Origin of the sequence: Paraburkholderia sp. GAS448, assembly GCF_050435685.1 — a bacterium.
Taxonomy (GTDB): domain Bacteria; phylum Pseudomonadota; class Gammaproteobacteria; order Burkholderiales; family Burkholderiaceae; genus Paraburkholderia.
The window spans coordinates 349,588-376,092 of the sequence record NZ_JBNDKT010000006.1 but is presented as its reverse complement, the minus strand read 5'-3'; the positions used below and the strand labels follow the sequence as shown (position 1 = coordinate 376,092).

Annotated in this window: 20 protein-coding genes; 9 read left to right on the top strand and 11 right to left on the bottom strand. The window is 60.7% G+C overall.

Translation table 11 applies throughout. The features are described from left to right. Nucleotides 1–774 precede the first annotated feature (774 nt). From P3T23_RS15170 to P3T23_RS15160, 3 genes are read left to right on the top strand one after another with little or no spacing between them, the layout of a single operon-like run. Nucleotides 775–3,564: a xanthine dehydrogenase family protein molybdopterin-binding subunit gene (locus P3T23_RS15170; RefSeq protein WP_429316981.1), complete on the top strand. Its 2,790-nt coding sequence runs from the start codon at nt 775–777 to the stop codon at nt 3,562–3,564. After that, the gene (locus P3T23_RS15165) at nt 3,561–4,082 is read left to right on the top strand and encodes a (2Fe-2S)-binding protein (protein ID WP_429316980.1); all 522 of its coding nucleotides are present in this window, start codon (nt 3,561–3,563) and stop codon (nt 4,080–4,082) included. The genes P3T23_RS15170 and P3T23_RS15165 overlap by 4 nt, the downstream gene beginning before the upstream one ends. 2 nt (nt 4,083–4,084) lie before the next feature. Then, nucleotides 4,085–5,095, top strand: a complete 1,011-nt coding sequence (locus tag P3T23_RS15160) for a hypothetical protein (protein WP_429316979.1) — start codon at nt 4,085–4,087, stop codon at nt 5,093–5,095. A gap of 123 nt (nt 5,096–5,218) precedes the next feature. Here P3T23_RS15160 and P3T23_RS15155 read toward each other — a convergent pair whose 3' ends face one another. The 4 genes from P3T23_RS15155 to P3T23_RS15140 form a co-directional block, all read right to left on the bottom strand. Then, nucleotides 5,219–5,644, bottom strand: a complete 426-nt coding sequence (locus P3T23_RS15155) for an organic hydroperoxide resistance protein (RefSeq protein WP_429316978.1) — start codon at nt 5,642–5,644, stop codon at nt 5,219–5,221. 181 nt (nt 5,645–5,825) lie between these two features. Further along, nucleotides 5,826–6,056 (bottom strand): tautomerase family protein, encoded by a 231-nt coding sequence (locus tag P3T23_RS15150; protein ID WP_429316977.1) that lies wholly within the window; start codon nt 6,054–6,056, stop codon nt 5,826–5,828. A gap of 439 nt (nt 6,057–6,495) precedes the next feature. Then, the gene (locus P3T23_RS15145; protein ID WP_429316976.1) at nt 6,496–8,067 is read right to left on the bottom strand and encodes a DHA2 family efflux MFS transporter permease subunit; all 1,572 of its coding nucleotides are present in this window, start codon (nt 8,065–8,067) and stop codon (nt 6,496–6,498) included. A 617-nt stretch (nt 8,068–8,684) separates the two neighbouring features. Further along, on the bottom strand, nt 8,685–9,437 hold the full coding sequence (locus P3T23_RS15140; RefSeq protein ID WP_429316975.1) for an NAD(P)H-dependent oxidoreductase: 753 nt from the start codon (nt 9,435–9,437) through the stop codon (nt 8,685–8,687). Between the two features lie 172 nt (nt 9,438–9,609). Here P3T23_RS15140 and P3T23_RS15135 point away from each other — a divergent pair, with 172 nt between their 5' ends. Continuing rightward, a complete protein-coding gene (locus P3T23_RS15135) occupies nt 9,610–10,080 on the top strand; it encodes an RrF2 family transcriptional regulator (protein WP_429316974.1) in 471 nt (156 codons plus the stop codon). 548 nt (nt 10,081–10,628) lie between these two features. Here the strand turns inward: P3T23_RS15135 and P3T23_RS15130 are convergent. Continuing rightward, complete coding sequence (locus P3T23_RS15130; RefSeq protein ID WP_429316973.1) at nt 10,629–10,928, bottom strand: DUF4148 domain-containing protein; 300 nt, start codon at nt 10,926–10,928, stop codon at nt 10,629–10,631. A 393-nt stretch (nt 10,929–11,321) separates the two neighbouring features. Then, entirely contained in the window at nt 11,322–11,717 is a 396-nt protein-coding gene (locus P3T23_RS15125) for a DUF3597 domain-containing protein (protein ID WP_429316972.1), read from the bottom strand. A 603-nt stretch (nt 11,718–12,320) separates the two neighbouring features. Between P3T23_RS15125 and P3T23_RS15120 the strand changes: the two genes are divergently transcribed. Then, the gene (locus tag P3T23_RS15120) at nt 12,321–12,593 is read left to right on the top strand and encodes a hypothetical protein (protein ID WP_429316971.1); all 273 of its coding nucleotides are present in this window, start codon (nt 12,321–12,323) and stop codon (nt 12,591–12,593) included. 1,121 nt (nt 12,594–13,714) lie between these two features. After that, nucleotides 13,715–14,860 (top strand): diguanylate cyclase domain-containing protein, encoded by a 1,146-nt coding sequence (locus P3T23_RS15115; RefSeq protein WP_429316970.1) that lies wholly within the window; start codon nt 13,715–13,717, stop codon nt 14,858–14,860. Between the two features lie 183 nt (nt 14,861–15,043). Here P3T23_RS15115 and P3T23_RS15110 read toward each other — a convergent pair whose 3' ends face one another. Both P3T23_RS15110 and P3T23_RS15105 read right to left on the bottom strand, forming a co-directional pair. Further along, nucleotides 15,044–16,831 (bottom strand): diguanylate cyclase, encoded by a 1,788-nt coding sequence (locus P3T23_RS15110; RefSeq protein ID WP_429316969.1) that lies wholly within the window; start codon nt 16,829–16,831, stop codon nt 15,044–15,046. Between the two features lie 525 nt (nt 16,832–17,356). Next, nucleotides 17,357–17,581 (bottom strand): hypothetical protein, encoded by a 225-nt coding sequence (locus P3T23_RS15105; RefSeq protein ID WP_133664346.1) that lies wholly within the window; start codon nt 17,579–17,581, stop codon nt 17,357–17,359. A gap of 675 nt (nt 17,582–18,256) precedes the next feature. On the opposite strand from P3T23_RS15105, the gene P3T23_RS15100 reads away from it, so the two are divergent. The 3 genes from P3T23_RS15100 to P3T23_RS15090 all read left to right on the top strand — a co-directional run bounded on the left by P3T23_RS15100 (nt 18,257) and on the right by P3T23_RS15090 (nt 22,668). After that, the gene (locus tag P3T23_RS15100; protein WP_429316968.1) at nt 18,257–18,595 is read left to right on the top strand and encodes a hypothetical protein; all 339 of its coding nucleotides are present in this window, start codon (nt 18,257–18,259) and stop codon (nt 18,593–18,595) included. A gap of 179 nt (nt 18,596–18,774) precedes the next feature. Continuing rightward, complete coding sequence (locus tag P3T23_RS15095) at nt 18,775–20,877, top strand: glycoside hydrolase family 28 protein (protein WP_429316967.1); 2,103 nt, start codon at nt 18,775–18,777, stop codon at nt 20,875–20,877. Between the two features lie 414 nt (nt 20,878–21,291). Continuing rightward, a complete protein-coding gene (locus tag P3T23_RS15090) occupies nt 21,292–22,668 on the top strand; it encodes a TAXI family TRAP transporter solute-binding subunit (protein ID WP_429316966.1) in 1,377 nt (458 codons plus the stop codon). 46 nt (nt 22,669–22,714) lie between these two features. Here the strand turns inward: P3T23_RS15090 and P3T23_RS15085 are convergent, their stop codons facing one another. The 3 genes from P3T23_RS15085 to P3T23_RS15075 all read right to left on the bottom strand — a co-directional run bounded on the left by P3T23_RS15085 (nt 22,715) and on the right by P3T23_RS15075 (nt 26,411). Then, the gene (locus tag P3T23_RS15085) at nt 22,715–24,097 is read right to left on the bottom strand and encodes an MFS transporter (protein ID WP_429316965.1); all 1,383 of its coding nucleotides are present in this window, start codon (nt 24,095–24,097) and stop codon (nt 22,715–22,717) included. Between the two features lie 230 nt (nt 24,098–24,327). Beyond that, nucleotides 24,328–24,666 (bottom strand): NIPSNAP family protein, encoded by a 339-nt coding sequence (locus P3T23_RS15080; RefSeq protein WP_429316964.1) that lies wholly within the window; start codon nt 24,664–24,666, stop codon nt 24,328–24,330. Beyond that, nucleotides 24,663–26,411: an FAD-dependent oxidoreductase gene (locus P3T23_RS15075; protein ID WP_429316963.1), complete on the bottom strand. Its 1,749-nt coding sequence runs from the start codon at nt 26,409–26,411 to the stop codon at nt 24,663–24,665. Before P3T23_RS15075 ends, P3T23_RS15080 begins: the two co-directional genes overlap by 4 nt. Between the last annotated feature and the right edge of the window lie 94 nt (nt 26,412–26,505).

Genomic DNA, 26,505 nt, shown 5'->3' with positions numbered 1-26,505 from the left:
CCATTAAAGCCTCCCGCGCCGGAACGCCGGCGGCCGGTCAGCTTACGCTGCGAAAAAGCGGACATTTGAACTTGGCTAAAAGCGGACATTACAACTTAGCCTCTACAAACAAATATGTTGATAATTTATATTATGTCAAATAAAGAATGCGAACAAAAACCCGCACGCGGCGAGCTTGAACTGAACAGCCGTCCCGCTTAGCGGACGACTCAACCAAATTTGGCCACTGTTGCGATGAAATTGCAGCTCACCGCGATTCAAACCCCTACGGCCAACTTGTTGCCGATTTTGCTCCCACACGTGCAGCGGGTAACCAACATTGCTGTTCGAAGTGCGAGAACCGATAAAACACCGGTCGCAGTCGTCGCAATATGAACTCCTACGTATATAGGGTTCGCCGCAATTTGTCTGCGGGCATTCCCGGATCACGAACGGACCGCACTTCGAGGCTTCACGATACAACTGGCTCGCTTCGAGAGCGATAGGCAATAAGCCTACTGCCTGGAATCGCGCGAAAGCACTGTTTGAACGCCCTCCACTTGTGTTTTAGAACAAGGACTGAAAAAAGGCGGATCCTTGAAAATGTAAAAACAAGTTCATAGAATCAATGCAGCTTTTCAACTAATCCAGAATGACTGCACCAGATTGCCCTCGGCTTTTTAGAGCAGCGCAAGCCTGGTCGTATTGAACTACAAGAATTTTCCTGTCGAGGGTAAGTCCGATTCATGTACGCACCCCCGTAAGGTGGCGCCAAACCGCACGTGGAGGCGCAGCATGGCTGGCGAATTCCCCGTTACCCGTCGGACTTTCCTGAAGGTCGTGGGTGGTGGTGTCGTCACCGTCTCGGTGAGCACCATTCCAGCCTTGATGGGCGGATGTGCAACGCACCCGCCGGAAGGCCAGTCAATTCCAGAACCTGTAGCCGGCCCCGCACCAGAAGCGGAAGGCCCGAATGTGACGCCCGACTGGGCGCCAGAACCGGGAAAAGCGCGCTGGCGTATCGACGGCGTACGCAAGGTAACCGGGTCCAAGATCTACGCGCGCGACTATAAGGCGAGCGACTTCGATGGCTGGCCGAAGCACGAAAACTGGCTATACGCGCTCCGCTGCAATCGCGTCGATCAAAGAGTCGAGGGTTTCGACCTGAGCGTTTTGCCTCGACGACTTCAGCCGATCGTTGTAGTCACTAACGATACTCTGACGCGCAATAACATCCCGACTGCCCATGAACCGGATCCAGAAGCTAGCAAGGACATCTACCTGTTTGCGCAAACTGGACAGGCAGCAGGTTGCTATGGCCAACCCGTAGCTTTGCTTATCTTCGAGAATTTCGATACTTATCGCCAAGCACGAAAGTTGCTCGATTTTAACGACGAAGTCATTCGCTACGGCGAAAGCGTGACTGGAAAAGAGACCGCCTCAGCCCCCTTCACGAGTTCGAAAATCTACGTTCGCAACGATGAAAAATCGTTCTGGAATACCGACATGGAAGTGGACGCGCGGGGCAATCCGACGCAGGAGTTCAGAGCGAAATGCATTGCCGAACGCGAGAGAATCCGCGCATTGGTGGCGCAAAAAGTCAAGAACAAGGATTGGCACGAGTTCGGCACCTCAAACGGACCCACTTTCCGGACACCGGCAATGGATCCGGCTTTCATGGAACCGGAAGCAGGACTCGCCTGGTACCAGCCGGACACAGCGTCGCTACAACTCGTTCTTGGAACACAGTCACCGCGCGATGACGGCACCACAGCTATTTACCTGTTCAAGAATAGCGACGTCGACCTGAAGCATGTCCATGTCATTGCGCGTTATCCCGGCGGTGGATTCGGCGGTCGCGACAAGTCCTATTTCCCGATGTACCTCGCTTTGGCGGCCCCCTTTGCTAAAGGCCCATTGCGTTGGCAACTATCACGCTATGAACAGTTCCAGGTCGGCTTAAAACGCTCAGAAACGGAATTCGTGGAGTCGATCTGGCTCGACCGCAACGGTAAGATTCAGGCGCTCGACAGCCAGTTTCTTCTGAATGCCGGGGGCAAGCAGAATCTCACGCCTGCTGTTGGCGACCTTGCCGCAATGAGCGCGATGAGTTGCTATGACATCCCCCGCGCGTGCGCGGAAGCTGCCACGTCCTATACGCCCGAGGTATTCGGAGGTTCGCAACGCGGCTTCGGCGGGCCACAAGCCTTCATGGCTATCGAGACCTTGATGGACGAGGCCGCGCACGCCCTAAAGAAATCTCCCTTTGAAATTCGTCGCGCCAATCTGCTTGCCATGCCCCATGGCAGGACCATAACAGGAGGGAAGGTTCTCTTCGATCTGCAGTTGAACGAACTCCTGAACCGGCTCGAGTCCCATTCCTTATGGCTGAACAGGGAAAGCACACGCGCCGAAAGATGGACGCACAGGCTGCGATATGGCGTCGGGCTCGCCATGTCCAATCAGGCCTACGGTACGGGCAAAGACGGTGTCTTCGCGATGGTGGAGATCCAGCAAAACGGGAGGTTGCGCGTGCTGACGCACTACACCGACATGGGCAATGGCGCAGCAACCACGCTCGGCCTCGCGCCGGCCAATCATCTCGGCCAGAACGCGCAACAGATCGAAATGAGCGAAGTCGACGCGTTTGTGTCGATCAAGGACTTCGATGCTGGACTGCTCGGCACGTGGAACCCCAAGGATGATCGGGGCAAGGGGTTATCTGGACCCTTTGGTTCATCGAGTGCGTGCCTTGGAGCCTTTCATCATTTTCAGGCGGTCGACCGTGCCGCAATGGCATTGATGATGCATAGCGTGCTGCCGGCAGCGCGCCTGCTCTGGGGCGATCAGCGGATCCAGCGGCGGGATGTCAAATGGGTCAATGGAAAGCTGACTACTGCAGGACACTCCTCGCTCGGTTGGCCTGCACTGCTCGACCAGATCAACCGGATGCAATGGCCTACGGTGGCGGCGGTTCACGTCACCTATGCGGGCGGGTTCTGGAAAAGCACCTACCCCTTCAATTCCGGAAACGTCGAGATGGATTGTGACTTCGTAGCGATGGGCTCGAACGTGCACAGCCTGGAAGCCTTGCAGCATGGAAAACTGGTCCCCCCTGTCGATGTCGTCGGATACGGCCGGACCAACTACGCACCTGCTGCGGCGCTCGTCGCCGTATCGGTTGCGCCCGATACCGGACACGTCAAAGTCGAGCGTGTTGTTACCACCCTGAGCGCTGGTCGCCTGATATGCCCGGAGATTGTCGCAGGTCAATCGCAGGGTGCGGTCGCGATGGCAATGGGCAACGTGCTCAGCGAGTCCTGTCCGCTCGGACCTGAAGGCCCCGGAAATGGCAGGTGGAACTTCGACCGCTATCTGATAACGCGAATGAGCGATATTCCCGTGCAGGAGTTGATCACCTTGCCGCCGCCTGCCGACAATTCCCGGGATTGTGCACGCGGAATCGGAGAGGCGGTCATGTGCCCTATCGCGCCGGCACTGCTCAACGCTCTGGCGATGGCGACCGGCCAACGTTTCCGGCAGACGCCCGTTACGCCTGACATCATCCGGGAGGCGCTAAAGTGAGCGGCACCGACCTGATAATCCACGTCAATGGACAATCGGTGACGGTTCCTGCGGCCGATGCCGACATGAGCCTCGCCGAGTTCCTTCACGAGCGCCTCGACCTGACGGGCACCAAGGTATGCTGCGGCATCGGCGTTTGCCGCGCCTGCACGGTAGGCCTGCGCAACCGGCCGGACGCGCTGATGGAGAAAACCCTCGCATGCACAACCACAGTGAGTGCCGTCGCGAATCAGTACGTCTACACGGTTGAGGGCCTCGCGGAAGGGAGCAGGCTCTCGCCGCTGCAGCAAAGCTTTCTCGAATCGTTCGCCTTTCAATGTGGCTACTGCACACCCGGTTTCCTGATGGCGGCCACCGCCATGCTCGATCATCTGAAGGAGTATCGCATTGGCCCCGAGCAACTCGAAGCGACGATCCAGACATGGATGGGCGGAAACCTCTGCCGTTGCACAGGCTACGTCAAATATCTTGAAGCGATTCGCAAAGTCGCACGGGCGCAGATCAAAGGCGGTTCCTGAAGATGAAGATCCTGCTCAGGCTGTTCGCCCTATATCTGATCATGTGCAACCCTGTCCTCGCCGACAGGCGTCAACAGACGTTGCTTGAATATGGTGCGCAGTGCGCCAGAGAGATCGGGGAAATTCCGCCCTTCGACTGCAATAGCGGCACGAACATACCCATCACAATCGACGGGAAACCGCCGGGGCAGGATGAGTCACCCAAACGGTGTGACAGGCCGTCTCTGCTTCACCCGTATCAAGATTGGCCCGGGCAGTGCATCCCGTACTCCAGGATACTGAATCTGTCGCGAGGCAATACGCAGATATCGGCTTATTGTCGTCAGGAAAAGCTGCGTAAAGACCCAAAGCCTAACTTTGACGAAGTGGATATCGTGCTGCATCACGCGGGTAATGGGAAAACCTGCTGGTTTCAGTCTCAGCCGAAGAGGCCCGGAGCGGATGGTATCGATGCCTCGCGTGTGCCGCCGCCCAACGAGAAGACGCCTCCGCGCGGTCGTCTGTCGGCTGTCGAATTCTGGAAGACACCAGCCGAAACGGCCAGGCAGAACTGTATGTCTTGCCATGATGCAGGACCGTACATCTTCAGTCCATATATCGGCCAGGTCTGGGACCAGGTACCGACCGACCCGTGGGGCAAGTATTCAAGTATCGGTCCCGCATTTTCACACCCTCCTCTCCTCGTGATCAGTACCCCTGGTAATGCCTGCATCGGTTGTCACCGGATTGGAAGCGACAAGAGTTGCGCTGTCTATCTACCGTTCTCGGCTGGCAGGCGCACGCTTACAACGGGCGAACGTACGCCGGGTAATAACCAGTTGGCTAACAGCTACCCCCTGAGTCACTGGATGCCGATCGACAACAACATGAGTCATGCAGAGTGGGATGCGGCCAATATCAGGTCGGTCGACGCCCTTCTGTTCTGCTGTCTGGACAAAAACCGAAAAGATCCAGATTGCAAATTTACGCCGATCGCCACCGGCGAGAAGACAAGGGAACGCAGCGCGCCATAGTAAAGCCAGTCATGTCCTGGTACCACGACTACGGCCATTGCTGCGGAACTCAAAGTAAGCGGAATGGCCCTGCTGGCCGCCCGTAACGACCGCGGCCAGCAGTTGGTCGAACAGGATCTGGAGTTAGACGAGTGTGAGCGTCACGTCGATATTGTTGCGCGTTGCGTTCGAATAGGGGCACACGATATGGGCCCTGTTGATCAGGTCCTGGGCCGCTTCGCGTTGCATGCCGGGTAGCGATATCTTCAGCTCGACTTCGATGCCGAAGCCATTGGGAATGACGCCAATGCCGACACTTCCGTCGACCGAGACATCAGCGGGAATGGCGATCTTGTCGCGTGCACCCACAAACTTCATTGCGCCGATAAAGCACGCGCTGTAACCCGCTGCAAACAGCTGTTCCGGATTGGCGCCGTCGCCTCCGCCTCCGCCAAGTTCTTTCGGCGTGGTCAGCTTCAGGTCCAGCCCGCTGTCGGGTACCACGGCGCGGCCGTCACGGCCTCCGGTGACGTGGGCATTGGCGCGATAGAGAACTTTTTCGATCGACATTACGAACTCCTGTAGTGAAGTGTTATGCATCGCGGAATGGGATGCATAGAGGTGCACGTACGCGAGACTACCTGGAACTCAACCACTCTCCGCGCTCATTCAACCCGCCGTCTGGCGCGGTGTTCACCCAGCTTGTCAATCCGTGCAACCGGAACCACAAGGCACGCCCCAGTGGCCAGGCCTATTTTAGTCCTCGCTGCTTGCGATAGACGTCAGTCGGCAGTCCACCCCAGCCCCAGTTTTCCGTCTCCACCTCCTGGATGACAACGAAGGTGGCTTCGAGAGGCTTGTTCAGCACGTCGAGCAGCAGTTCACTCACGCCCTTGATGAGCTGAGCCTTTTCTTCTGCTGTGACGGAATCGGAACCCGGCTTGGTACCCTCGCGGGTAACCTGAATCGTGACAATAGGCATGTCGCTCTCCTTTATCCTGATAGACAGACGGGGCGCCCACGAGCCCCGCCCCGCAGTGCATGGTGACCGGCGCTCTGGCCGCCGTCGACGTGCAGGATTTCGCCCGTCACGAAAGGCGCCGAATCCAGGTACAGGACCGCCTCGACGATATCGCTCACACCGGCGTTCAATCTAGGCGCATTACCGTTGAGTTCGAATACCCGGCGTAGACAAACAGTTTTGCGTGGCGAGAACAAATCAGGCGCGGCTCCCCGGAAAAAGCTGTCCGGTTGGCCGTGATTGGGGTTTCGGCCGCATAGCGCCAGGACAGCGCACACGCCCAACTCCGACCGCGGCCACTCCATCCGTTCTTTCATTTTTTAGCTGTATATTGAAACTGTGCCTGCCGATGGCAATGCCTCGACATATCCGACACTGGGTTGCATCGCGCCGCCCGCGTTCAGTGCGCGGCGCTCGCCGATGCATCCGCGCCACCCGAGTCCGCACGTTCAGGTTTCGTGATCCAGATGAGCGCGATCAGCAACACGAAGATGCCGGCCGACACATAGAAGAGGTCGTTGACGCCGAGCTGTGCCGCCTGCTGCGTGATCGACTGGTTCACCGCGCCGTAGGCCTGCTGCCGGGTGATGTCGAGTGCGCCCATCTGCTGCTGCACCGCCTCGTTGAACACCGGGTTGTAAACGTTGGCCGACTCCGTCAGCCGGGCGTGGTGCATGATCGTCCGGTGATCCCACGCCGTCGTGAAGATCGAGGTCCCGATGCCGCCGCAGGTGATCCGGACGAAGTTCGAGAGCCCCGAGGCCGCTGGAATCCGGTTGCCGGGTAGCCCCGACAGCGTGATCGACAGCAGCGGTATGAAAAAGCCCGCCGTGCCGATGCCCTGGATCAGCCCGGGCAGCACCAGCGACCATGTGTCGACGTCTGTCGTGAAGCGCGAGCGCATCCAGAAGCACAACGCAAAGATCAGGAAAGACAGGGTTGCGATGTAACGCGGATCGGTGCGCGGCAGGATTCTCCCGGTGATCGGCGACAGCAACACTGCGAAGATGCCGACCGGCGCCAGCACGAGGCCGGCGTTGGTCGCGGTATAGCCAAGGCTGGTCTGCAGCCAGAGCGGCAACAACACGAGGTTACCGAAATATAGTCCATAGCCTATCGATATCGCGACAGTGCCCCCCACGAAGTTGCGTCTCGCGAACAGCGACAGGTCGACGACCGGATGATCGGCGGTCAGCTCCCATATAACGAAGAACGCTAACCCGATCAGTGCGGTGAGCGCGAGGATGACGATGGTCGTCGAACTGAACCAGTCGAGATCCTTGCCCTTGTCCAGCATGATCTGCAGTGAGCCTACCCAGACCACCAGCAGCCCGAGTCCCACACTGTCGACCGGGAGTTTCCTGATCTGCGAATCGCGGTCGCGGAAGATCGCCCACGTCGCGATCGCGGCGATGATGCCGACCGGGATGTTCACATAGAAGATCCATGGCCACGAGATGTTGTCCGAGATCCAGCCGCCAAGGATCGGACCGGCGACCGGCGCGACCAGCAGCGTCATCGACCACAGCGACAGCGCGACCGACGCTCGCTCTCGCGGATAGCTCGCGAGCAGCAGCGTCTGTGACAGCGGGATCATCGGGCCGGCCACCGCACCCTGCAGGACGCGTGCGGCGAGCAGGATCGGCAGCGTCGGCGCCAGGCCGCACATCCACGACGACAGCACGAACAGCACGATCGAAGCGAGAAAGAGCCGGAACTGCCCGATCCGGTCGGTGAGCCAGCCGGTCAACGGCACGGAGATTGCGTTCGAGACCGCAAACGACGTAATGACCCAGGTTCCCTGGTCCGCAGCCACGCCGAGGTCACCGGAAATGGTCGGCAGCGCCACGTTTGCGATCGACGAGTCGAGCACATTCATGAAGACCGCAAGCGATACGGCGATGGTGCCGATCACGAGCTTGCTGCCGGTCAGCGGCGGATGCGGTGGCGCGGGAGGATTCTGTTTAGCCATGCTGGCTCTCGCAGGGTGGGTTCACGCGAGCACGCCGCTCAAATCGAGGCTGCGGTGACTGGCCGGACGCTTCCTTCGGTGCGGTGCCGGCGCCGGTGCGGCTATTTTGCACGATGAAGCACGCGGTTTCGACGACGGCACCACCGGATACTGGATGAAATACCCGGCCGTTCACGTGCCGAGCTGAAGGATCCGGCACGGTAGCCGGTGGTCATACACATCCTCCAGTGTAGGCCACGGAAAGTGATCGCCAGGCCCCATCCGGTGTGCCAGGTCATGCCAGAAATCGTAGACGCTGCGACACTCGCCAGGCGGCGGAATCGCCCTGTCAGTGACCGTGACGGTCGCGGTCCAGCCCAGCGCCTCCTACATCAACGGGCGCTCCAGCCAGCTGTCTCCGGGCAGGATGTAATCCGCGAGTTGCGCGGTCGGCGTCTTCACATGTGCGTGCACGACGATGAGATCCTGATTCATCATCCGCCGTACGCTTCAGAAAGGAAACAGGTGAAAGGGCACAGTGATTCGCGCTTTTCGAGGCGCCATGCCCGCTCGTCGTTCATATCGTCTCCTCCAATGGAGCGCGCGGGTCAGAGCCTCGCGCTCCGGCTCATGTATGGCTACATCGGTTCGATCGGTTGCAGTCCATTGAGGGGATAGAGCCGCTCATCGAATTCGTCGAGAGACGGAAAACGCATCAGCTTCCGCTGCTCCCATGCCCCGACTTCGTGCCGGAACTGCGCGAGAATCTGCGCCCGGTCGGCGTCGCCAAGATAGGGAATGTGATAGCCGAAGAACGGTTCAAGCACATCGAAACCGACGTACGCCAGGGTGCCCCGCAGTAAATGCGACAGCATTCCTTCGATTTCGCCGTGTACCCTGCCCGCTCCGAACATATGCGGCCGGCCGCCTAGCGTCGCCGTAACCCACGCGCGCTTGCCGACGAGTCCACCACGGTCATAGAAGCGTTTGCCTCCATAGAAAGCGCCTGACAGGAACACGCGATCGATCCATCCCTTCAGAATGGCCGGCGTCGAAAACCAGAAGATCGGGAAACTGAGTACGACGAGATCAGCCCACAGGATGTTGTCGACCTCCTCCGCAATGTCTCTCGCGAGCGTGCCATTCTGATGATTGATCCGCTGCTCCTTCGCATACACCAGATACTCAGGCGTCTCACGCTCGCGGAAATCGGCCGCGCTGGCGACCGCATTGAAGCCCTTCGCGTAGAGATCCGATACGCGAATTTCCGCGCCGCTCGCAAGCAACTCCTCCTGGGCTGCCCGAAACATCGACGACGTAAACGACTGTGGTTCAGGATGGGCGTGCACCAGCAACACGCGCTTCGCTGCATTCTCGATTGGGTCGGTCATGTGCACTCCACTTTGTATGATATTGTTATCGTAACATTTGCATCCAGCGTAATCACTGCGGAATGGCAAGTCAAGCGAAGCGCGGGCAGTAGGCGAACAGCACGTCCTGTTCGCATCCAGGGGGCTGCGGTAAATTCATTCTTGCGAAAGCACTATCGAACGGGGAACCAGATTGAAATCCACCAAATTCGTCACAGCGTGTTACATCATGTCGTTCATCGGCGCGCACCATCCGCGCCTGCTCGCTACGGCCACGATTGCCAAATGGGTGGACACGCACGCGGCGCGCGCGCGGCAGATCGTTTCACAGCTGGTCAAGGCGGGCCTCCTCGATTCTTCGCGCGGTGGCGGCGGCGGCGTCCGGCTGGCGAAAAGCGCGGACGCGATTACGCTTCTCGATATCTACGACGCCGTCGGGGACACTGAAATGTTCCTGTTTTCTGTCGACAACCCGTTTTCGAAGTGGGCGGACCACTGCAGCGTTCATGACGTGCTGCAAGGCATGCGCGGCACTATCGAAGAACAGACACGACGGGAATTCCGCAAGATCAGACTCAGCGACGTATTCGTTCCGTGGGACGAAGAGACGATGCGTCGCGCCACTGCAAAACGACGCGTCAAGAAGGCCGTTGCCCAGGCCTGAGCACGATCCCCCCGTCTGGCGCGCCGCAACAAGCCCGGCGCGCTCCGCACCTGCCTGCCTCCTCTCACTTCCAGACTGAATCTGCCCTCCGGCCATGGCGCGCCGTGCCATGCATCGTACTTTAATGTTATCGATACGATAATATTAATGCGGCAATTTGCAGAGCGATCGCGTTGCACTACGCAGCGTCACGTCCTGAACCGCTATCTGTAATCGTTGGGTCTGGAGGTTGATAGATGGAAAACAAGGTTGCACTTATCGTCGGTGCGGGCGATGCACTGGGCGGAGCTATGCGCAAGTCGGTTTTCGACGGGTAAAGGGTGCGGCGGCTGGCAGAGCGTGTTTGAATCCTTTGGAGCGCGATGCCGGCTTAGCCTGGTTACGGACGCGTGAGCGGGGCCGAGGTGTCCTGATATGCAACAGGCTCGCCATCGTGGCCTAAGGGCCAAGGCGAGCCTGTTTTTAAATGCGGGCGCGCAGGGATGCCACGCGCTCCTATGGCAATGCCCGGCAACCCGGTGAGTCGCCAGCCGTTCGCCAACGTCGGCTTATTGACCGAAGAAAACCGGCTTGATACCGCTGGTGCTTGCGGGACGGCCAGCCTGCGACGATCCGCCGACCGTCGGGCCGTAGCCGCTATCTTGCCCAGCCACAGCCGCTTGCCCGGTGGGGACATTCGCCGGGAAATCAACCGTGTTCGCGTTCGCCGGATTGAAGCCAGCCTTCTCGAGCTGAACGATCTCGTCCTGCACCTGTTGACGTGTCAGGGGTCCGTTCGACTGTGCAAACGAAACGACCGGTGCAGCGAAAACGAGAGCGAGGGCAACAGCCTTGATGTGCGATTTCATGATTTACCACCTCCAGAGATTGTTTTGTACGGCGCTACAAACAGGTTTGCCTGCAGTCGTTGGAACCAGTCTAGGAGGGGGTAAATCCAGGGTAAATACCTCATTTCTCAATTCACTATTGCTGCCAGCGTCACAATGGAGACGACACTCCATCGCCACCCCGGTGATTGGTCACATCGATCCGGCTGCTTACAACGACGGGGTTGCTCTTTGATGCCGGCGTTACGTCCTGCACCCGACCACGGCGCTGGCGAGAAAAACGTTCAGGTTGGGCCGGAAACACTTCCGACCCAACGTCTCTGCTGCATTGCCCGCCCCGGCATACAGATGCTGCGGTGAAACAGGTCGCGTCGTACCCGGACGAAACAGGCAGAGTCAAAGCATTCCCGGGTATCAGGAAGCCAGGTCCGGCGGCAGTTTTCCGCCGTTTGCGGCAAGCGCCTGCATCACCTGTTTGTGCAACCAGATGTTCATGCTGGCCGAGTCGTCCATGTCGCCGGAGTACTTCAGTTCCTGTGCGAGTTGTTTGCGATGCTCCAGGCTGCTGTCGATGCCCAACGCCTTCATCGTATCGACGATCGACGTGCGCCAGTTCAACGTCTGGCCGCTTTCGCTCACAAGCTGGTCCATGACGGCTGCAACGTCGACGTCTGCAAGCGGTGCGGCAGTCGCTGCGGGGGAAGCCGCTTGTGCAACGGCCGGGTCCGGGGTCGGCTCGACTGCGGGCGCGGGCTCATCTGGCTTCGCCTTGCCGAAGAGCTTGTTCACGATAGTTCCGAAAATGCTCACTTGATCCTCCTTGGGGATAGGTACCCGCACAGGCAGCGCAACGCGCCTCCTATGCCGGTGCGTTAAGTATGATAGGTCAACTGCCTACCCGGACGAATGTTTGACAAATAGTGTCAAATGAAAACGAATGCCGCTGCGCATGCTTCATCATGAAAGTCATTCATTACAATTTTTTGTCATCCTTATCATTTCAACGTCGATCCCGTATCGAGCTGAACGTCGAATGCGACGATTGAGCTATAGCGCAGGACCAGTTTCAAACCTTGTTCAACACGTGTCTTTCCGCGCTGGTCCTGAAAATGCCCGACTGAGTTTTTGGTTGGCTTCGAAAGTCACCGTTCATGCTAGGATTTTGCAGAAAGAGCACCTTGGCACCTATGTCGAGTTACATGTTTTTCGAATTGGGTGCGCGAAGGAAGCAGCTGAAGGCATGTGAACGGGCGTCTATCGAAGACATCCGCGCTTCGCTGCAGCGGAGCGCCATTCGAGAGTCGGAGCGGGTGTGACCAACACATATCGAACTCCCCCTTCCACGATCGAGGATTAACATCGCATCCGAAGCCGCGCGCGGCGGATTCCGCGAGCATGTAGACGGAGGCCAGCATGTGGGAGATGATCGAACACGAAGGCTTTGAAATCTGGGTGCTGCCGATCCTCGCATATGGACCGTCTGCGCCAGACACGCTCTATCACTACTCTGGGTATTTATGCCGTCATGGTGCCGACGCACACGTTTTGGGCCAAAGCACGCGCTTCTACGAACTCGTTACGACATTTCAGAGCGAAGACGAGGCCCGCGACGCCGGGTATCGAGAGGGGCGGCGTCAAGTTGACCAGCTTGTCGCCGCCGTCGCATCGCACGTTGAGAAGGGCTGACTTCATAGCCCCCTCACCTCGCTCGCGTTCTGCGCGTGATGACGTGATCCGCGTCGTGGTGCCGTCGCCGTTCTGCATGGAGCTGTCGACGTGCAAGCGACTGACGAACAGGACATCGGGGCGGTACACGCCAGGAGTCGGGCGGCGCGGATTCGATGAGTTGAAGCGTGACGTTGTCGCCGCGTCCTTCGCTCGCGGCGTACCTGAACTCGGTGACATCGGGCGGAACAGTATGATGCTCGACGCCTACGCTGCATCGCACCTGCCGGTTCGTGAAATACCGGCAGAGAATGAAACATGGCGAGCAATGGAATTTCAATCGAAAAGATTCGTTAACAACCGGGTCGGACGGGATCATCGTGGACAGAAAACCTGAACAGATCGATCGCCCGGACTGAGGGTTTTCATCCGCGTGTTGCCGCCACGATCCCTGGCACCTGAACTGCGCATGGCAAGTTGTCGCCGCTCGATGAGAGGGTTACATTGTTCCGGCGGCTGCACACTAAAATTGTGGTGTAATCGTCTGATTAAAGCGTGTTGAATGGTCAGGCGAAAGAATTCGGAGAATGCTGCAATGTCCAAACGTGCCGAGCTACCGAAATCGGGTGCCGCTGACCCGGACACAGGCGTCAATCTTGCAGTTGATCCAGCGTTGGCCGCATCGCCTGCGCAGTTCGGACGGCTTGCGCTTTGGGTCGCATCAGCAAGCGCACTGGCGGTCGGGGTTGTGGGGACAGCCGCGTACGGCATCTGGTTCAACCACGACCAGCGCATCTACATCGACGCCTTGGCGAGCGCGCGACAGGCGCTCCGGATGAGTGGCGCAACGCCCCCAACGCACCAGACGCGCTCTTCAGAACCTGTAACGCAATCATCGTCGCTTTCTGCACTCGAAACTACGGTTGTCAGCGCTCAGGCCGCCCTGCCAGCTTCTTCTGCTCCGTACGATCAAGGACCTGCACCTTCTGCAGATTCTGCTGCAGTGCAAATGACGGCGGCACGGCCTGGTCTGGTGAACTGTGCCAGCCCGCAAACTCGACGCCGTTCGACGTCGCCCGCCAGGCCGAACAGCAGCGCATCGAGCCGCACGAGTCCGGCCTTTTATCACGTAAGCTATCGGCATGGCACCGGAAGCCAGCGGGACACCTACGCCCATCAATGATCGACGTCGCCCGCGGCATGGCGGCGGCAAGCGCGCCCTCGCCATGCGCATCAGGCTGGGGCCAGCGACGATGGCCGGCGCGTCGTTGGCTTGTCTCCTGATTGGGCTTGCGTTGCTCGCGTTGCAAGTCAAGGCGATCTATTCGGACCATCTGAAGCAGGAATATATTGGACTCGTTCTCGACGCAGTGGAACGCGCGGAAAATGCGCGTAATTCGCTCAGCGTCTTGCAGCGAGCGGCCGATGATCACGACGCACAGTCGGAAGGCGATCGACACGCTCGTATCGACCTCGCTGCCCGCGTCGCGACGCTCGCTGCCCTGGTGGATGCGAGCCCGTCCCCCGCACCGCCGATCCCTCGATCCGCGCTTTCGCCCGACGCAAATCCTGATGATACGAAAGCGCTGCTCGACACGGCATCCGCGTATTGGCGTGCACAGCGCGATCGCGACAGCGCCGATACGCGCACACGTATCCGTCGCATCGCGGACACGCTAATCGTTCTGTCTGCACTCGTGTTCGGCTTGCTGATCACCGCGCTTGTGATGTATGCGAAGCGCACCCGGCAACTGGCAGGCGAGTCGCACGAATTCGAACACGCAGCGCTGCACGACGCGATGACCGGTCTGCCGAACCGGCGGAAATTGCTTGCCACGCTCGAAGAAAGCGCGGCGCGGCCGTTTGACGATCAAACGCCCTCGCGAATCGCCGTGCTCTATATCGATCTCGACGAATTCAAACGGGTCAATGACTCGTTCGGTCATCGCGTCGGTGATGAATTTTTGATCGCTGTTTCCAGTCGCTTTCGTCAATCGGTTCGTCTGGCCGACGTCGTCGCACGGATCGGTGGCGACGAGTTCGCCGTGCTGGTCCGCGAGTTTTCGACCGATGCCGAACTAGGTGCAATTGCACAACGCCTCATCGCCTGCGTGACCCAGACAGACGAACAGTTGGGGGTTGGACTTGTCAGGGCCAGCATCGGTATCGCGAGCTTTCCTGATCCCGTCGCAGACTACCGTCGCCTCGTCGCCACGGCCGACGAAACGATGTATCGAGTAAAACGGAACGGCAAGAACGGTTATGCGTTCGCGACACGGGCGAGCTGACAGGAGTAGTCCTGTCACCAGGAGCGTTGACACCGTGCAGCAGGACGTGACGACCAAAGATCGGGTGTGGTTGCGTGTCACTGAGTCCTGCGCTGCATTGGCGTGAATCTGGACCGGATACAGGTATTCGCCGTGCGTGCCTCTGCCTTCCTTGGCCGCGCGATCCACAGTCAAAGCGTCCGCTCAGCGGCGGCCTTCCTGTTCCGTCGTCCAGGCCCGTCCCGTCTCGACCTCGATGCGATTTCGCCCGGCAAGCTTCGCCCGATAAAGCAGCCCATCGGCGCGCTTCAGCAACGACGAGACGTCGGGCGAGTCCGCGCGCGCCGCAAACGCAATGCCGAAGCTGGCGGTTATCGTAAAGGCCCAGGCCTGCCCGTCGGTCACCTTCGCCCGCGAAAGTTTTTCGTGCAGCCGGTGTGCCGTGCTGACCGCCTGCGCACGATCCAGCACTTCCATCAACACGGCGAATTCCTCACCGCCGATACGCGCGACGATGTCTTCCTTGCGCCACGTCTCGCGACACAGATCGGCCACGGCCTGCAACGCGTAGTCGCCTGCCGCGTGTCCGTAAGTGTCGTTGATCTGCTTGAAATAATCGATGTCGAACATGATCAGTGCCAGTTCGGGCTCACGCGCGTCGCGCTTCAGGCACGCCGCTCGCGCGCGCGTTTCGAACGCGCGACGATTCAGCAACTGGGTCAGCGAATCGGTTTCCGCCATCGTCCTGAGTTCGGCGATCAGCCGATGACGTTCCTGCTCGAGTCGGGTTCGCTCGATGTTGTTCGTCTTCAGGATCTGCACGGCATCGAAGAGCTTCCCGATCTCGCCGCGATACACGTCCGACGGAACTTCTACGGCGTGGTCGCCAGTCGCGAGCGCGCGCACAATGCGCGTCGCCTCCACGAACGGCCGGATCACCTGCTCGCGGAACAGCCATACCATCAGCAGCAGGCCGCCCATCAGAACGAGCGCGAAACTTCCGGTGCCGCCCAGTAATGCCAGTTCGGTGTCCCGGTGCGAGTGCACCTCGGTTTCGGCAAGATCCAGCACTTCGTCGCGCAGATCGACAATCGGCCTCATCAGCGGAACGTACTGCTCGGCAAAGAGGCCCGTCGAGAGGCCTGCGCCTTCAGGACGACGTGCGAGTTCGCGCACCTTCGCAACGTAGGCGAGCCCGTCGCCGAAATACTGCCGCTCCACCTGGACAAAGGCCTTGCGGGCCAGCGCGGGATGATCCTGCACGCGCGGCAGCACCAGCGCGCGCAACTGGTCGATCCGGCCACGCGTCAGTTCGATGGCCAGTTGCTCGCGCTCAGTCAACGGGCGATGCGACGCCAGTGCGGGAGTGAAGCGCGAGCCGAGCAACCCGGCCTGCTCGCGCAGCGTGGCGGCAAGCCGTGCGACCATCAGGCAGTTCAGTGAATCCGGGTCGCCCTTGACGATTTCGGCGGTACTTGCGTCAGTGACCGAGGAGAATTGCGGAATCACGTCGACCATGCGGTCGACCGCTTCTTCCAGTTCGCGGTCGGTGCGCTGCGCAAGGGGCTTCTGGATGAGACGGTCGACGTTCGCGCGGGCGGCGGCGAGATCAGCCTGAGCCCGCTTTACCGTGGCGAGTTTCCCGACGCATTGTGAACAGTCGCTGGCCGCCAGACGGTCGAGCAACTGCCGGAAACGGATGTCGCTATCACGGCGTGCATTTTGTAGTGCAGCCATCCGTGCTTCGGGAATCGGCACATCTTCTCCGAGCACCCCATTGGTAGGCCCGCGCTCAAAGGACACCTTTTCCGCGACGAGCAACGCGCTGCGATAGGTCTGGAACGCCCGCAGGCCCTGATCGGCGTCGGCATAGGCATGCCACTGGTACGTCAGGAGCCAGCCGGACACCGCGAGAAGCGGAACGCAAAGCGCCGCTGCGATCACCCCGAAGCGCCGGTCGATCGACATGGCTGATGAGACAGTTCTAAGCATCGAATCCAGGCACGGGTTATTCAGGCAGGGAAGCCGTCTGTCGAGGGGCGCCGTCCAGCAGGGTTAACGGCCGTGCCCCAACGGCAAGCCGCCGTGCACGCTTCGCGAGAAACGGCGACGAAGACGGGCCATTATCCGCCCGGGAATCTGGCATCAACAGCGGCGGGCATGTGCCACCCATGGCGCCTCTGGGCGAGGCGTTATGGTATCGGACACAGGGTGGGGCCGCCCAGGATTTTTGCACCGTTCACTGGCGGCGCACAACGATGACCTTGACTCGCAGGCTTTAGTCTGACCTTTGCGGGTCTGATGGGCCGTCAACTGCAATCAATACCGGGAGCCGATTTTCAATCTGCGATTGATGGCGTGCTGACCCGTCAAGTGGCAGTGACAGCCTGCTGTCGCCTCGAGGCTCATGGCCCAGTGTCTCGCGGCTGGCGGGAACCCGCGCAAGAGTGGACGAAGCTGTTCGGTCGCATGACCATCGCGCATCGATCGAGATGCCGGCAAGCATCACTTCGGACTTCAATGCTGTCCGGCGTTCAGGAGCATCCACATCCGTCGCGCCGGCGGTCCGGCCAGCAGGCGCGCGAATACAGCACCGCAACGCACGCACGTGTAGTGCTGTTCGACTGTCGCGTCTTTCACGCCACCGCTGCCATTGAGCGTCAGCGTGTCGTGCGGCTCGGCATGGGCTGGCTGCCCATAAAGATCCGCGCACGGCGTGCATGGTTGAATCCAGAGTTCCATTCTTCGTCAAGACAGATGTGCTGCATCGCCGGCCCAAGGCCCGCGAAACAGCTGTGCGGGAACACGATCATGAAAGCGGCCAGGACGGGTCAAGCCATTGCGCCTCGCCTGTTGTCGAAGCTTACGCCACCCAACGCATCTGCTGCCAGTGAATTCAGCGGAGTGGCTCGCTACCCGTCACGCCGCAGACGCCGGCGCCTCTCAACAGCAAGGATGTGCGGATGAGGTCGCGAAGGCACTAACAGAATTTGACAATCAACAGGCAAACATGCCAGATAACTTTACATAGAAATCAGTATTTTATTGCCCTCGCGAAAGCTCAAAACCGAATGGCAAGTCACCAAACGACCGCCCCTAACAGGCGATCAACGCAGGCCAAAAGCAGCTTCAACGACGTCGAATACCCCCGGATAGATGGCCCCAAGCACCACTCAATAATCTGGCCGACAACCCTCGGCGTTCATTCACATCGCTTGCACATAGGGGTATGCACCAGTGTGCGCACAGAGTCAGCGGTGTCTAAACTGATTTATGTTGTTTGACGACTTGTCGTTTTTTAAACAAATTCTTATCAAAGATTGTGCGGTAAATCAGCACGCCCGCCGTGACACGGAGATGCCTGTGCCCCACCTTCCCTACTGCCCCCGGCTTGCGCGTACTCAAACGAGAGAGGCCATGGACCCCGCACCGGCCAGCAACGCGCGCTGCGCCTTCATCGCGTTGACCGGCGCCGTCGCTGGTAGCGCACTGCTGAATGCCTGCGGCACTTCGGCCGGCGCCAGTTCGACAATCGTCGCAGATGGCGCTTCTTCCGCGTCCGCCGGGGGCGCGCCGTCCGCCGCTGTCGACCCGATCTGGGGGCCTTCCGGTGTCGCCACGGCGATCATCCCGTCTTTGCAGGGCATATCGCAGACCGCGTTTCCCGCCTGCGATTCTCTTGTCACCGCTTTTGGCGCGCAGCCGTTACTGATCGCGGGTCAAGTCCGGAACACGACCCTGACCGATACGCGCTGACGACACAAAAGGTCTGGGCAGCGGGCGCAGTTAGAGGAGCCGCTCCCAGCGCAAACCAGACAGTTTGATTCGTCACCCTCGCGGACGCCTTGACACCCGCGAAGCTCATATAGAGGCGCGAACAGTATCCCGCCGAAGTACAGGTCCTTTCTTTCAGTCAATATATTTAGGATACCAACATGAAAGGTTTGATAGCAGTGATGCTGTGTTCCGCAGCAATGCTTGCGGCATGTGGTGACGAATCTGGTCAGCCAGCCGCGAGCGCGACCGCAACGGCCAATAGTGAATCCCCTGCCGCGTTCAAGGTGGGTACGACAACCAGGGACGCGGCGCTTCCGCCCGCGCCGCAGCTCCCCACCGACAGCCAGGTGTGCAGCACGCTCGAAGCGAATAACGCGTACGTGCGGCAACCGAGCGGTGCTTTGGGACCGGAAGCGGACAAAGGCACTACGTCCGCGATCCTCAATCCGGATCAGCAACGCATTCAGGCCGCGCTCGACGCGTGCGGGGCGGCCGTCGATGCGCAGGTCGGCGCGGCGATCTCCGCTGCGGACGCCGCCGCCGCGGCTTCGCAAACTGCTGCGGCGGTTCCGAACGTCAACATCTCGGGCGCCTCGGCGCAACAGCTGGCTCAGCCACGCTATCGCGCGAGCCAGTTCGCTGTCCGCCTTGTCGTGTCGAGCAGCGGGCCCGGCAACGCGTTCATTACGGGGCCGCTGACACTGCCCTCCGGCGTGACGCTCTGGATCGACACAGGAGTGACTGTGTACGCCACCCGCGACGTCATGGCCTATGCACCGAACGCCACCGGACCGTATTGCGCCAATACGGCCGTCAGCGCTACGAAAGCAGGAAGCTCAGGTAACTGCCTGCCGTTGATCGGCGGAAACTACCTGGTCAATTCAGCGGTGGAGGGTGGCGGCAGTATCGACAGTCGCGCCTATTCGGAGATCGTCAGCTCCAACCCGCTCTATCCGCTCATGCGCGTGGACCTCAGTTGCACGAACACCTATGTGTCCTATGCCGCAGGCCAGCAGGCGGGCAACGGCACGCCGTGCGACAACGGCGGCACGTTCGTCGATACGGCGGCTTCAGCGCGCCATATGACATGGTGGGATCTGGCGTGGCTTGGCAACATGATCGAGAACGGCACTACCGGTGTGGGCTCCCAGTCGAATTTCCGCATGATGGTTTTCAACTACGCGAAGAACCTGACCTTGTATGGCATCACGCTGAACAACAGTGCGAACTTTCACGTCGTGCCGAGCGGGGTCGACGGCCTGACCGTGTGGGACGTCAAGGTCCAGACGCCGACGCTGGCGGCTTCGGCCAACCCGGCGGGCAACGGCAATCCGAACTATCTGGGCATGCTGCCGAGCGTCGACACCGCGAAGAATACCGATGCCTTCGATCCGGGCTCGGCCTCAAAACCGCTCGTCCAGGCATTGACGACCGGTAGCACCACGACGTCTGCCGCCGGAAAGATCGCGTTCGACGGCTATCTGAAGAACGCCGTCTTCGCGTACAACTACCTCAGCACGGGCGATGACGACATTTCGCCCAAAGGTTCCAATAACCCCAGCCCGGCCGGATCGGGACTCTTCGGCATCGACGGCAATCGCAACGTCGCCACCGACCGCCAATATGGCTTTGTCATCGCACATAACCATATTTATGCTGGCCACGGCGTCTCGATCGGCAGCGAAACGAACGCGGGCGTGACCAACATCCAGGTCTACGACAACTCGTTCGACGGCACCGAGGCGGCTCTGCGTATCAAGTCCGACTGGGCACGCGGCGGCGCCGTCACCAACATCAACTACAATAACATCTGCATCCGCAACAGCGAGCAGGCTTTGCTGTTCACGGCCTTCTACAGCACGAAGGCGCTCGCGAACCCGACTTCGCCGCTCTATCCGGATTTCCATAACATTTCGATGTTGAACGTTCATATCATCGGCGGCACGGCAGTCACGCTGCAGGGTTTCCAGGCTAACACCGGCGGAATTCCCCATGTGGCGCTTCCGCTCGGCATGACGCTCACCAATGTGCTGGCCGATTCGCCCGACAACGTCTCCGTCAGCACGTCAGACGCCAACCTGACGCTCGTCAACGTCAACCTGCCGATCTTCGCCTCAGCAGCGAATAACGTGGTGCTCAACGGCACGGCATCCCGATCGCTCAGCACGGAGAAGGCCGTCGATTGCAGTGAGGCCTACGTCGACTTCCCGGGCATCGGTGTATCGTCGCCGGCCGGCCAGACCTGGCCCGGGTCGCAATAACCGGTCGCACGGGGTTGACCGGCAGGCGGGTGAGAACCTGCCGGTCACCTTCAGCTGATGAGACCACGTGCGCGCCTCCGCGCTGTCCCGCAAACGTGATCTCGTCACTGAATCGACAGGCGGTCCGCGATGGTTCTTATGAACGATGAGCGCCCTCGCCAAAGAGGCTTCGTCTCAAAGGTCGTTGATCTCACGCCACGATATGGTAATTTTCAAACCGTGAGGCACAATCTAACCCCGGATACTGACCGTGTCGGCCAACAGGCCGCGGCCCGGGGCTGATCCGGAACGGGGCGTGTGTTCGAGCCGGCGGGATTACGGCACGAGCATCACAGGATGTTCGATCCGGCCGGCCGCTGCCTGCACACGGAATGACGGCATTCTCCGAATTCGAGGCTTTTTCGACGGGTTCTCATGAAACGACAACGCCCGCAAGCGCCGAGTTTTCTCCGGGACCATTCCCATCCGGTGTGGCGTGACGTTGCCGTCACGTCGGCGCCCGTTGCGCTGCTATTCGCGGTGGTGATTGCGCTGGTCGTCTGGCTGGTGGACCCTGCTCCGCCGCGAACGATCACGATGAGCGCAGGGCCGCACGACAGTTCGTTCATGCAGGCGGCCAACGAGTACAGGAAGATTCTCGCGCGCAACGGCGTCACGCTGAAGGTGCTGGAATCCGACGGTTCGGTGCAGAACCTGCAGCGGCTTCTCGATCCCAAGGCGCGCGTCGATCTCGCACTGGTTCAAGGCGGCGTGTCGGAGGGGTTGGATACGTCGTCGCTCGTATCGCTCGGCAGCGTTTTCTATGTCCCTCTCGTGGTTTTTGTTCGCGGCAGGGACGTTACCCAACTGTCGCAACTGGATGGCAAGCGAATCGCGGTCGGCCGCGAGGGCAGCGGCACGCGCATGCTGTCGCTCAGCCTGCTTGCGGCCAACGGCATCGAACCTGGCGGCGCGACCACGCTGTTGCCGCTCGACGGCCTGCAGGCCGCGACGGAACTGGTCGCCGGCAATGTCGACGCCGCCATGCTGAGCGGCGATTCCGCCACGCGTGCGCTGATGCTGCGACTGCTCGGCATTCCCGGCATCTCCGTGATGACTTTCACGGAAGCGGACGCTTATACACGCCTCTTTCCTTATCTCGACGTGATCGAACTGCCGCGCGGTGTTCTCGATCTCCGCAGAAAAATACCGTCAGAGACCATCCACCTGATCAGCCCGGTTGTAGAGATCGTGGCTCGGCCCAACCTGCATCCGGCGATATCGGACCTGATCATCGAAGCGGCCCAGGAAGTCCATGGCATGCCGGGGCTGCTGCAACGCGCCGGACAGTTTCCCAATCCGCTCACGCGGGATTACCGGCTCAGCGACGATGCCGAGCGCTACTACAAGTCGGGGAAAAGCTTCCTTTACCGCAGCCTGCCCTTCTGGCTGGCAAGCGTCGCCGACCGCCTGCTGGTTCTTCTGCTGCCGATCGCGGTGCTGCTTTTCCCCGCGTTACGCATGATCCCCTTGCTGTATCGCTGGCGCGTGCGGTCGAGGATCTATCGATACTACGGGAAACTGATTGCCATCGAGCGTGCCTCATTACGTGGCACGACCGAAGCAGAACGGCAGGCGCTCCATGCGGAACTCGACAAGATCGAAATGTCGCTCAATACGTTACGCATGCCGCTCGCTTACGCGGACGCTTTCTATGTGCTTCGCGAGCACGTTGGCTTCGTGCGCGCGCATCTGGACGAAGCGGCGCACGCAACAAGCGCGCACCAGCAATCCAGGACGAGCGCCGTTTAGACAACGGCTGCCGCTGTCGCCGCGAAAGGCGCTGGCTAACTCCAGGTCAGTGTCCCAGTTGCGCCGCGACGGTTGCGCCGGCTTCGTCCTGCGTCGGCTCTTCACGCATCGCCCGTTTCGTCATGACGTACAACCCAAGCGCCGCAATGAGCGCCGGCACGGCGAGCAGGCCGAAAACGGCCCCGAATTGCCAGCCCATGCTCATCAACGCGGCCCCCACCAGCGCGCCTGCCACGCCACCGATGCGCCCCACGCCGAGCATCCAGGCGACTCCGGTCGCGCGGCCGCGCGTCGGATAGAAGCTTGCAGCAAGTGCGGACATCGACGTCACCGCGCTCGTGACGACCGTCCCGGTCACGAAGATCAGCGCGCCCAGCCAGATCTGATGGCCCACGCCGCGCCCCACCAGCAGCACGAGTGCAGCGACCAGCACATAGGTGAACGCGATCACGCGCCCGCCGTTGAAACGGTCCATCACCCAGCCGACGCAGAGATTGCCCAGCACGCCACCGAGCGGAAAGAGCGAAGTCATCAAGGCAGCGTTCTGACCGGTGAAGCCTGTGTCCCTGAAAAGCGTCGGCAGCCAGTTGGTCAGCAGGTAGTAGATCAGGAGACCCATGAAGTACGCGAGCCACAGCATCAGCGTGCCGAAGCGGTAGCGTGACGACAGCACCAGTCCGGGTGCCGACTGGCCTTTGCGGCTCGCCTGCGACTCGGCCGATACGAAGCGACAGCCGTCGAACCGGCCAAGGGGCGCGATACGCCTGAGTATCCGCGCGATGCGCGCGTCCGCCCCCTGGCGCGCCACCATGAATTGCACCGATTCCGGCAATAGCAGGATCAACAGCACGGTCAGCACGATCGGGCCGACACCGCCCGCCACGAGCACGCCCGGCCAGCCGAAGTGCGGGATCAGCCACGCGGACGCCACGCCGCCGATCGCCAGTCCGCAGGAGAACCCGCAGAACATCGCGTTCACCACGACTGCGCGAATACGCGCCGGCGCATATTCGGACATCAGCGTCACCGCGTTCGGCATCGCCGCGCCCAGCCCGAGCCCGGTGAAAAAGCGCAACACGGTGAGCGATTCGATCGAACTCGCGTGCGCGGCCGCAAAACTCCACGCGCCGAAGAAAAACACCGACAGCACCAGCACGGTCTTGCGACCGACACGATCCGCACAGGGTCCCGCCGCCACCGCGCCGATCCCGAGGCCGACCAGCGCGGCACTCATCACCGGCCCAAGCGACGCCCGCGTGACGCCCCACTCCAGCACCAGCGACGGCGCGATGAACCCTACGGCAGCCGTGTCGAAACCATCGGCGGCGACGACCAGAAAGCAAAGAACCAGAATCGCCCACTGAAACGGCGAGAACCGCTGACTGTCGATGAATGCCTGCACATCCACGCTACGTTCGGCGTTTTTCATCGTGCGCCTCCTGGCATGCCGGGGAACTCATGTCCGGCGCGCGCCGGCCGCGGCTGGGCCGCCCTGCTTACGTCATGCTTCTTCATTGCGCTGTCTCCATGTATCGATATGTTTTCTCTACGGTCGTGCGTGGGCGTGAGTTGGGCCTCACTACGCTGCGCCGTTTGCAACGGATCGCCATGCAAGGCGGCTGTCCGTCGATGTTGTCTGTCTCCTCCACCGGTTTCCGGTTAGCGCAGCATGGCGAGGCTCCTGAACTCGACGCGCCGGATGATGCGGCTTTCCTGCGCGACGATCAGGTGCGCCGACGCCTTCAGGTACGCGGGCCATTCGGGATCGGCGTCGCGCGCGGTGCGTCGCTGGTCGTAGTCTGCGATGCTCTCGTAGCCCCACAGATGCACGACCTGGTTGAGCGCACCGATATCGCTCATATAGAAACCGACAGGCGCACCCAGATAGCGGACCTGGATCGGCATCGCGAGCCGGTCGAATACGTCGATGAATTCCGTCATGCCACGCGGCCGGATCGTGTAGATGCGGTGATCGACAAAAGGTTTGGTGTTGCTCATGTCCCGCTCCTCAAGACGGTTTCAGGCGTGGCGGTATCGGTCAGCCCGGCGATGTGTCGGCCCGTGATGTAGCCGAAAGTCATGATCGGGCCAAGCGTGATGCCCGCGCCCGGGTAGTTGCCTCCCATGACGCTTGCACGATCGTTGCCAACTGCATACAGCCCCGGAATCGCGTGGCCGCCAGCGTTCAGCACCTCGCCGCTGACGTTTGTCGTGATGCCGTCGAACGTGCCGAGGTCGCCCATGACGACCTTGAGCGCGTAGTACGGTCCGGCGCCGATGGGCGCGACGCACGGATTCGGATGACGGTCGTGGTCCGCCAGATAGCGGTTGAACGAAGTCGTCCCGCGCCCGAACTCGGGGTCTTCCCCGCGCACCGCGTCGACGTTGTAGCGCCGCACCGTTTCCGCGAGTGCTGCGCCATCCAGTCCGGCATTACGCGCAAGTTCGGCGAGCGTGTGGCCCTTCGTCAGATAGCCATTGCGCAAGAGCGCACCGAGCGGAACCGGCGCGGGCTTGGCAAAGCCGAGACCGTATTTGCGGATCGTCGCGTGATCGCAGATCAGCCACATCGCTGTCTCGCGTTCGTTCCTGCACGCCTCGATCATCGCGGCACCGACGTCGTGATACGAGTTCGCTTCGTTGGTAAAGCGCCGCCCGCGACGCGTGACGCCGATAATCCCCGGCTTGTAGCGATCGAGCAGATGCGGGAACACGCCGAACGTGCCGTCGCGCATCGGCACACGCGATACCGGCATCCATGCGGCAGGCTGCGGATAGCGGCAGGGCACCTGCCCGCCGACCTGCTCCGCCATGCGCGCGCCGTCGCCAGTATTGCCAGGCGGCACGGGCGATACGTGTTCGCCGCCGCGCTTCACATGCGGCCAGGCGTTCGCAATCCGCTTCACGTCATGCGAAAAGCCGCCGCATGCGAGGACAACAGCCCGCCGGGCAGTGATGCTGAGTTCGCCCTGTGGACCCTGCACGAGCGCGCCAGTCACGCGCTTGCCGGACACGATGAGTGCGCGCGCCGCCGTATTCGTGTGAATGGGAATGTCGAGATCGAGCGCGGACTTCGCGAGCCGCGCCGCGAGCGCATTGCCGCTCGTGATCTGGACGCCGCGCCGGTACAGCGCAAGATCCCTCAGATGGCTCGCCAGACGCTTGCCCACATAGATCGCCGACTTCAGTGAGCGCGTCGCGTTGAAGAAATGCTTGAGGTCGGCGTTCGACGAATTGAACATCATGCCAATGAACGTGATCGTCTTCAGCGGCGGCCGAAGGCGTGCGATGTCCGTGCCCAGATTGCGCGCGTCGTAAGGCGCCGCCACGACCGAGCGTCCGATGTCCACACCGCCGCCCACATCCGGGTGATAGTCCGGATAGAGCGTGGGGACGAAGTTCACTTCGGTTTCCCGCTCGAAGAAATCGAGCATCTGCGGGCCTGTCTCGAGGAAGGCGTCGACTGCGGCAGCGTCGAAGAAGCTACCCGTTTCGTTACGCAGATAGGTTCGGGCCGCCTCCCTCGTGTCCGCTACGCGATTGCTTCTGGCGTGGCGGTTGCCGGGGATCCACAGGACGCCGCCGGAGTAGGCAGTGGTTCCGCCGAAGTACGCCTCTTTCTCGATGACGATCACATCGAGTCCCTGCTTGCGTGCAGTAATGGCCGTTGAAAGGCCGCCTGCACCCGAACCGATCACGAGCACGTCGCACGTGAGTCCGGCCGGTTGCGTTGCGGTGGTCATGTTTTGTCTCCTTTGAATTGATGGTGCGTAAGCGCATCGTCTGCGCGCTGCGGGTACGCCTGCCGCAGGTTCGCCTGCCGCAGGTACGCCTGCC